Genomic DNA, 8,588 nt, shown 5'->3' on the forward strand with positions numbered 1-8,588 from the left:
CTCCGACTCAGTAGTTCTATGCCGAGTACCACGGACAAGCACGAATCGATGCAAAGACATGGTCTCGGTTGTGAGCGTATTCTTGGCGTAATCCAAAAATAAACCGGCAGCTTCCAGCGAAAATGTGTTGAAACGTTGCGGATCGGCTGAAAATAACTCACGCAGCGTTTGTTTTTCGGTGGCAGCGTGATGGGCTTGCAAGGCTGAAAAAGTAGTAAGGGTAGCAACATCAGAGGTGATGCCAGCAGTATTATTGTGCGCAGTAGGGGTCATGTCCGTCGTCTCATGGCAGCTTTAGTGTGTATGACTATACAATCTTTATGGTAATTTCACTACAAAATTGTACAGATTATTCTTGGGTATGTGTTTCATATGCGCACGCCAGTTCGCTGCCCTTATTTGTGGACGGGCATCAAAGATGTGCCTCGGTAGAACAATTTTACGCAAGTTCTGACGTGTCTGTTGTCGTAGAATAACTGTTGAAAAATAACGACTCTTCTCTCTGTAGTGGGAATAAGAAAAATCCAGTAAATCAAAACAAGAACAATGATAATTTGTAGTAAAATTTCATTTTCACGGTATTTAAGCACTTATTTCGCATATCTATTTAGGATCTAACAATATGTCCATCCAAGCCAGCGTCGCCAAAGTTACCGAGCGCATCATTGCGCGCAGCCAGCCATATCGCAGTGCTTATTTAGCCCGTATCGAGATTGCCCGTCGCAAAGACGTACAGCGCGGCGCATTATCTTGTACCAATCTTGCGCACGGTTTTGCTGCTTTTCCTGTGAATGACAAATTGCGTCTCAAGCAAGATAAAGACCTCTCGGTCGCCATTGTGTCGTCTTACAACGACATGTTGTCGGCGCATCAGCCGTTCGAGCATTTCCCACAAATTATCAAAGACGCCGTGCGCGCTGCCGGTGGTGTTGCGCAGTTTGCCGGTGGCACGCCAGCGATGTGCGACGGTGTCACGCAAGGGCAGCCGGGCATGGAGCTGTCGTTGTTTTCACGTGACGCAATTGCGATGGCAACCGCCGTTGCACTATCGCACAACATGTTTGATGCCGCTTTGTATCTCGGTATTTGCGACAAAATCGTGCCCGGTCTGTTGATCGGGGCGCTGCATTTCGGTCATTTGCCAGCGATTTTTGTGCCGGGCGGTCCGATGACCAGTGGCATGACGAACAAAGAAAAAGTCAAAATTCGTCAGCTCTATGCAGAAGGAAAAGTCGATCGCGCCGGTTTGTTAGAGGCCGAATCGCAGTCCTATCACAGCGCCGGCACCTGCACCTTTTACGGCACCGCCAACAGCAATCAAATGCTGATGGAAGCGCTCGGCCTGCATCTTCCCGGCTCCGCTTTCATTACGCCGGGCACGCCTTTGCGCGATGCATTGACCGCAGAAGCCGGGCGTCAGGCGCTCAACATCACTGACCACAGCGGTAACTACCGCCCGGTCGGCCATGTCGTGAGCGAAAAAAGTATCGTCAACGCCATCGTCACGCTGTTGGCAACTGGCGGTTCGACCAATCACACCTTGCACCTGGTTGCGATTGCCAAAGCTGCCGGGATTGTGATTGACTGGAATGACTTTGATGCGCTCTCAGCTGTGGTCCCGTTAATTACGCGGATTTATCCGAATGGCGACGCCGACGTGAATCATTTCCACGCCGCTGGCGGTACCGGTTTTGTGATTCGCGAATTGCTCGATGCGGGTCTCATGCATGAAGACGTAACGACAATTCTGGGTGACAGTTTACGCGCCCATTGCGCTGAACCGTTTTTGGATGGCAAGGCGGTTGTCTTTAAACCGGCCCCGGAAAAAAGTGGCGATGACACTGTATTGCGCACCGCCGCTGCGCCGTTTTCCGCTGATGGCGGTTTGCGATTGTTGACCGGTAATCTGGGTCGGGCCGTGATTAAAATTTCGGCAGTCAAAAAAGAACATTGGATCGTGCAAGCTCCGGCAATCGTTTTCCATTCGCAAGAAGCCTTCATGAAAGCTTTCCGCGCCGGTGAGTTGGATCGCGACTTTATCGCAGTACTGAGTTTTCAGGGGCCACGCGCCAATGGCATGCCAGAACTGCATGCATTGACCCCGGCCCTCGGACTCTTACAAGACAAAGGTCGCCACGTCGCCTTGGTCACTGATGGCCGCATGTCAGGCGCATCAGGCAAAGTCCCGGCGGCGATCCACGTCACGCCCGAAGTCTTAGCCGGTGGCCCGTTGGCGCTGGTACGTACTGGCGACATGATCAAGATGGACGCCGAGCATGGCATTCTTGAAGCGCTGGTCCCTGCAGAAGAGTGGGCGCAACGTCAGGTCGAAGTCGTCAATTTGAGCGCTAACCAGGTCGGCATGGGGCGTGAATTATTTGCTGTGTTCCGTAACGCGATTAGTGCAGCAGAAGATGGCGCGACTATTTTTGACTTGCCGCCGGTGTTGGAACTGGAAACAGTGGTTGTTGCGTAGTCCCATCATTCAATTATTTTGACGAATATAAGAAAGCATCGATATGACATCTCACTATTTGTACGACAACGAAGTCCTCGACATCATGCGCACCTCCGCTGTGATCCCTGTCATCGCCATTGATGACATTGCCCACGCCGTTCCATTGGCGCGGGCGTTGGTTGCCGGTGGTATTCGCGTGCTGGAAGTAACGCTACGCACGGTCCACGGCTTAGCTGCCATTCGCGCAATGGCCGAAGTGCCGGGCGCGATTGTTGGTGTCGGCACACTTACTAAACCAGAAGAATTTGTTGCGGCACGCGACGCCGGTGCAGTCTTTGGCGTCTCGCCCGGCTTAACGCCAGCCCTGATCGCCGCGGCCAAATCCAGCGGCCTGCCTTTATTGCCGGGCGTGATGACGCCTTCAGAAGTGATGGCAGCGCGTGAAGCGGGTTTCCGTCAATTGAAATTGTTCCCGGCAGTTCCAGCCGGTGGCGTTGGCATGCTCAATGCCATCGCCGGACCGCTCGGTGATGTGATGTTTTGCCCGACCGGTGGCATCTCGCAGCAGACCGCTGCACAATTCCTGGCATGCAAAAACGTTGCTTGCGTTGGTGGGTCGTGGTTGACGCCTAAGGATGCGCTGGAGTCGGGCGACTGGGCGCGGATTACGGCGTTGGCGTTGGCGGCTAGTGGGTTGCGGGTTTCCTGATATTGATTTGTCGGTATGCGGTCAGCCTTGATTGACTGGTATAAAAAAAAGTCCCCTAGAGCGATCATCGAATCGCGGTAGGGGGCTTTTTTATAGTGGATGATTGTAAGTTATGCGTCGGCCAGCGTGGTCAGTGGTTGCACGTCGTCCGACTCCAGCGCTTGAAATTCAAGTCCGTCGATCTCTTGCAAAGACTGGCCTGCAATACCTTGCAAATCGCCATACATTCCAACCGTTGCACCCATAACGCGCTCTATCTGTTCTTCGCGCTTGGCCCATTGCTTCATGATCACCTTGCGCTCTTTGTCCAGATCTGTCTGCATGGAAGAAAATGCTTCGACGATGGCCTCAATGCGCTGGCGAAATCGTGGACCAGTCAGGTATTGATACACCATCTCGGTCTTAGTTTGCTGACCTTCTGAGACTTGCCGGGCCATACTCACTTGCAGCAGCGAATGGCGCAGCATCGTAGCCACAGGCAGCGCGGTGCGCGGGCTGGTCACCCAGACGCCATCGACGACATCGAAGGCTTCAACGCCTTTGGGCAACACCTGGCTCATCATCACGGCAATTTCGGCTTTCGCGGTGCGCTGATCTTCACGTAGCTTGCTTAGCCAGCCATCGCTCCAGTTCTTGGTGCGCTTGGATTCCCACAGGATCGTGCCGCAGGGCTGACCAGTCTGGCTTACCACGCGTTGCAGTACGTCGCCGCCAAATTCACCCTTGCCGACAGGTTCGATCACGTCAAACGGAAACTTCACGCGTAGTAGATTTTCCAGCTCCAATTCCTGCACTTCGCCCTGCAACTGTTGCGAGCCTTGCTCGGCCCGTTGTTTGAGCTCTTCGATTTTTTGCTGCATAGAGGCAATCGTCTGGTCTTTTTCCATGACCTTGAGCTTCAGTCCTTCTTCGGCCTCGCGTTTGGCTGAGACGCGTACTTCGCTCAAGCCATCTTGCACGCGTTTTTCGACGGTGAGTTCCAGTTCGCGTTTTTCATCGTCCAACTCACGCTGCTTCTTAATCAGCTCGGCCTGTGCTTTTTGGGCTTCGGCCAATTTTGCGTCGCGGGTTTTGAGTACTTCTTGCAGTTCAGTCAGTTCCAGCGCTTTGGCGTCTAGCTCTGCTGCGCTGGCTTGTTTGGCTTTCTTTGACTCTTCGGCCATCACGCGGCTACGTTCGGCTTTTAATTGCGCGGCGACCTGATCGGACACCTGCTCGTCCAGATTGCGTTTGGCTTCTGCGATTTGCTTTTCTTTTTCACGAATGCCTAGTTCGCGTTTGGCGATTTCATCATTCTTCTCGGCGATTTGTTGCTCGAACTGCTTGCGTGTGGCGGCGATTAACGGAGCCGCGAGCGATTCTGTTAGTTTGATTTCGGTCTTGCAATTCGGGCAGGAAATGGTCGGTTCTGTCATCGCTTACTCCGTGGATTTGAATGGATTAAGAATAAATTTGGATGTATTTTAGCCCTCAATAGACATTCCGGTAATAGCTTTTAATAAAGTCATTACTAGACTTTATCAAGAAAACTCTTTAGACTAAGCCCCTCTTTAAAAACCTTGCGCCACCCCAAAACGGCGTAGTTTTGTTTCGTGGCCTGCATCAGCGGGTCGTCCAACGCTCTGATAAATATCGGAGTTTCAGTAAATATCGAGATTTTCTCGCAATTCAGTTGCCGCCCCAATGCGGCAGTCGCCCTATTCTGAACGGTCCTTTCGGGATGTCAGAATGGGATAAATTAATTGACAGCTTTTGTCATGCTCGTGCGTTCTTGCATGCGCAGGTGTTTTCTGTGCATTGTATTTTGGAACGACTGGCAGTTAGGGAGAAAACATGGCCAATAGCGATCATAGCGCTCGTAATGCCATCGTCGGCATCGCCATCACAGTATTGGTGGTGGCGGGTATCGGCTGGACCGTCGGTATCAAGGCTATCGCGCATTATCAGGGTGATCTGGTGTATTACGCCATGCGTCACATGCAGTTAGTTGGCTGGTCGATGTTATTGGCCTTGGCCACTGGTTTGCCCGCCGGAATTTTGCTCAGCCGTCCGTTCTGTGCGCGGCATGCAGAAAAATTCATGCAGATATTTAATATCGGCAATACGATCCCGTCGATTGCTGTATTGGCGCTTGCGCTGGCATTTTTCGGTATCGGCGACAAGCCGTCGATTATTGCTTTGTGGCTGGCCTCGTTGTTGCCGATTGTGCGCAATACGTATGAGGGACTCAAACAAGTACCGCCCGCCTTGCGCGACGCCGCCAAAGGCATCGGCATGAAGCCTTATCAAGTCTTGTTTCGGGTCGAATTGCCGAATGCGATCCCGATTATCGTCGGCGGCATCCGTACCGCCCTGGCAATTAACGTCGGGACCGCGCCATTGTCGATCTTGATTGGCGGCGAGAGTCTTGGCAGTCTTATTTTTCCCGGTATCTATTTAAATAATCATGATCAGCTTTTGCTGGGCGCTACTGCGACGGCGTTGCTGGCGTTGATGCTTGACGCCATGGTTTCAATGGGCAGCAACGCTTATCTGCGCAAACGTGGTTTGTTACGTTAATCGACATTGTTGATACGTGTATTCGGATGCACCTTTTAGAAAGGATAGGCAGTATGAAAAATAGCAAAAAAAATAGTCTTGTAAAGATTCTGCTTGCGATGCTGTTCAGTATGTTGAGTGTGGCAGTAGCAACATCGGCGGCCGCAGCTACGCTGGTGGTTGGTGGCAAAAATTTTACCGAGCAGCTTATTTTGTCTTCAATGACGCAGCTATATTTGCAGTCTAAAGGCTATAGCGTGGACCTGAAAAACGGTCTCGGCTCAACTATTATGCGGCAGGCGATAGAAAGCGGTCAGCTCGATATTGTGTGGGAATACACGGGCGGATCGCTGATCGTGTTTCATAAGGTCTTTGATAAGCTCGATGCGGAGCAATCGTATGCACTGGTCAAAAAGCTAGACGCTGTTGAGCACTTAATCTGGCTTAATCCATCGCGATTAAATAATACGTATGCGTTGGCAGTGCCAGCCAAACGGGCCGAAGAAGACGGTCTGAAAACGATAGAAGATCTGGCCAATAAAATTGCCGCAGATCGCCAGAAAAATCCCGACGAAAAACATTTGTTTGGTGTTGATTTTGAGTTTGCCTCGCGCCCGGATGGTTTGGTGCCGATATCGGCTTTGTACGATATGCATTTTGATCGTAGCGAAGTTAAGCAAATGGATCCAGGACTGGTCTATACAGCGCTGCGCAACGATCAGTTGTATGTCGGGTTGACGTATTCTTCCGATGGACGTATTGAGGGCTTTAATTTGAAGCTACTAGAAGACAACAAACATTTCTTTCCTTTCTATACCGCCGCACCCATCGTACGTGAAGAGGTGCTTGCTGCGAATCCAAAACTGGCCGAACAGTTGAACGCTCTGGCGGCCACAATCGATACCCAAAAAATGGCTGAAATGAACAAGCAAGTCGATATCGATCAACAGCCGATAAAAAAAGTGGCTGAAGAATTTCTGCGTGCCGAAGGTTTACTGTGAGGACTACAGAATGACACTTTTTGATTATCTTTCCGGCGCATGGCCTGAGATATTGCATCTCACCGTGCAGCATTTAATGTTGGTTAGCATCGCTGTGGGTGTGGCTATTTTGGTCGGCGTGCCACTCGGGATTGTGATGATTCGTCATCCGGGACTGGCTAGTCCGATGCTGGGTTTGGCTACCGTGGTGCTGACGCTGCCGTCGATTGCTTTATTCGGTTTAATGATCCCGATATTCTCTCGTTTTGGGCAAGGACTCGGGCCATTACCGGCGATCACGGCTGTATTTTTATATTCACTGCTTCCCATCATGCGTAATACCTATTTGGCCCTTGATGGGATCGAGGAGGGCGTCAAGGAGGCTGGCATCGGTATTGGCATGACCTTCTGGCAGCGCTTGCGGTTAGTTGATTTGCCTTTGGCGGTACCGGTCATTTTAGGCGGCGTGCGTTCTGCCGTTGTGATGAATATCGGCGTCATGGCGGTGGCTGCTGTGATCGGCGCGGGCGGTTTGGGCGTGCTGATTTTGCATGCGATTAGTCAAAGCAATATGCAAAAACTCGTCGTTGGTGCGGTATTGATTAGTGTTCTGGCGATTGTCGCCGATGCGCTACTTCAGGCTCTGCAACGCGTACTTACACCGAAAGGGATGCAAAAATAATGATAGTTCTCGATAAGTTAAGCAAAGTTTTTACCCAAAAAGATGGTCTTAAAGTCAAAGCCGTCGACGAGGTCAGTTTGACGGTTGCAGAAGGCGAAATCTGTGTATTTTTGGGACCTTCTGGTTGCGGTAAGAGCACCACGCTCAAAATGATCAATCGTCTGATTGTGCCGACTTCTGGTCATGTGCTCTTAAATGGAGAGGACACCACTGGCATCGATGAGGTGACTTTGCGTCGCCATATCGGCTATGTCATTCAGCAAATCGGTTTGTTCCCGAACATGACCATCGAAGAAAATATTACGGTCGTGCCGCGCTTACTTGGGTGGGATAAAAAGCGCTGTCGTGAGCGGGCCATGGAGTTGATGGCGATGGTGGCGCTTGATCCCAAGCTGTATTTGAAACGTTATCCGCGCGAGTTATCCGGTGGGCAGCAGCAGCGTATTGGGGTGATTCGTGCTTTGGCGGCTGATCCTCCTGTGTTGCTGATGGATGAGCCATTCGGGGCGGTTGATCCGATTAATCGGGAATCGATTCAGAATGAGTTTTTTTTGATGCAGCGGCAGCTCAATAAGACGGTCATTATGGTGAGTCACGATATTGACGAGGCGATCAAGCTCGGTGACAAGATTGCGATTTTTCGGGCTGGGAAGTTGGTGCAGATTGATCATCCTGATACTTTACTGGCGCGTCCTAAGGATGAGTTTGTCGGGTCTTTTGTCGGGCAGGATGCGACCTTGAAGCGTTTGTTGTTGGTGCGGGCGGGGGATGCGGCGACTACTTCGGCGACAGTGCGCGATGATTCTACGCTGGCTGCTGCTTATGGGTTAATGGATGAAAATGATTATCGCTATGTGACGGTAACGGATGCTGATAATCATGCGATGGGGTTTGTTTTGCGCCGGGATGCGCGGGGGGCGCAGGGGGAGTGTGCTTCGAAAGTGAAGCCGTTTTTTGTGAGTGCTGCGCCGGACGAGAATTTGCGGGTGGTGCTTTCTAAGATGTATAAGCACAGTACTAGTTGGATGCCGGTGATGGATGAGGATGGGAGTTATTTGGGGGAGGTTACGCAGGATTCTATTGCGGATTATTTGAGTTCGGGGCGGACGCGGCGTTCTGGGGCGGTCATCGTTACTTAATGCTGTTACTACTCCGTGGAGGCTTGTCGGGGGCGGCCCGACAGCCAGTCCCTTTCTTTCGCTTCGCCAAAGGAAAGGAACC

7 protein-coding genes and 1 pseudogene are annotated in these 8,588 nt (G+C 51.5%); 6 read left to right on the forward strand and 2 right to left on the reverse strand.

The annotated features are described in order from the left end of the window. Nucleotides 1-273, reverse strand: a pseudogene (locus ACVBEF_RS19230) (hypothetical protein); the annotation flags it as partial. A gap of 349 nt (nt 274-622) precedes the next feature. Between ACVBEF_RS19230 and edd the strand changes: the two are divergent. Further along, the gene (edd, locus tag ACVBEF_RS19235) at nt 623-2,476 is read left to right on the forward strand and encodes a phosphogluconate dehydratase (RefSeq protein WP_447125527.1); all 1,854 of its coding nucleotides are present in this window, start codon (nt 623-625) and stop codon (nt 2,474-2,476) included. 43 nt (nt 2,477-2,519) lie between these two features. Beyond that, a complete protein-coding gene (gene eda / locus ACVBEF_RS19240) occupies nt 2,520-3,167 on the forward strand; it encodes a bifunctional 4-hydroxy-2-oxoglutarate aldolase/2-dehydro-3-deoxy-phosphogluconate aldolase (protein ID WP_447125528.1) in 648 nt (215 codons plus the stop codon). A gap of 110 nt (nt 3,168-3,277) precedes the next feature. Here the strand turns inward: eda and ACVBEF_RS19245 are convergent, their stop codons facing one another. Then, nucleotides 3,278-4,582, reverse strand: a complete 1,305-nt coding sequence (locus ACVBEF_RS19245) for a DUF2130 domain-containing protein (protein WP_447125529.1) — start codon at nt 4,580-4,582, stop codon at nt 3,278-3,280. A gap of 418 nt (nt 4,583-5,000) precedes the next feature. Between ACVBEF_RS19245 and ACVBEF_RS19250 the strand changes: the two genes are divergently transcribed. The 4 genes from ACVBEF_RS19250 to ACVBEF_RS19265 are packed head-to-tail and all read left to right on the forward strand — an operon-like array spanning nt 5,001 to nt 8,506. Beyond that, complete coding sequence (locus ACVBEF_RS19250; RefSeq protein WP_447125530.1) at nt 5,001-5,726, forward strand: ABC transporter permease; 726 nt, start codon at nt 5,001-5,003, stop codon at nt 5,724-5,726. 53 nt (nt 5,727-5,779) lie between these two features. Beyond that, complete coding sequence (locus ACVBEF_RS19255) at nt 5,780-6,706, forward strand: glycine betaine ABC transporter substrate-binding protein (RefSeq protein WP_447125531.1); 927 nt, start codon at nt 5,780-5,782, stop codon at nt 6,704-6,706. Between the two features lie 10 nt (nt 6,707-6,716). Beyond that, complete coding sequence (locus ACVBEF_RS19260; protein WP_447125532.1) at nt 6,717-7,367, forward strand: ABC transporter permease; 651 nt, start codon at nt 6,717-6,719, stop codon at nt 7,365-7,367. Further along, nucleotides 7,367-8,506, forward strand: coding sequence for an osmoprotectant ABC transporter ATP-binding protein OsmV (locus tag ACVBEF_RS19265; protein ID WP_447125533.1), 1,140 nt, complete (start codon nt 7,367-7,369; stop codon nt 8,504-8,506). Before ACVBEF_RS19260 ends, ACVBEF_RS19265 begins: the two co-directional genes overlap by 1 nt. Nucleotides 8,507-8,588: the final 82 nt, after the last annotated feature.

The organism is Glaciimonas sp. GG7, from assembly GCF_052976905.1.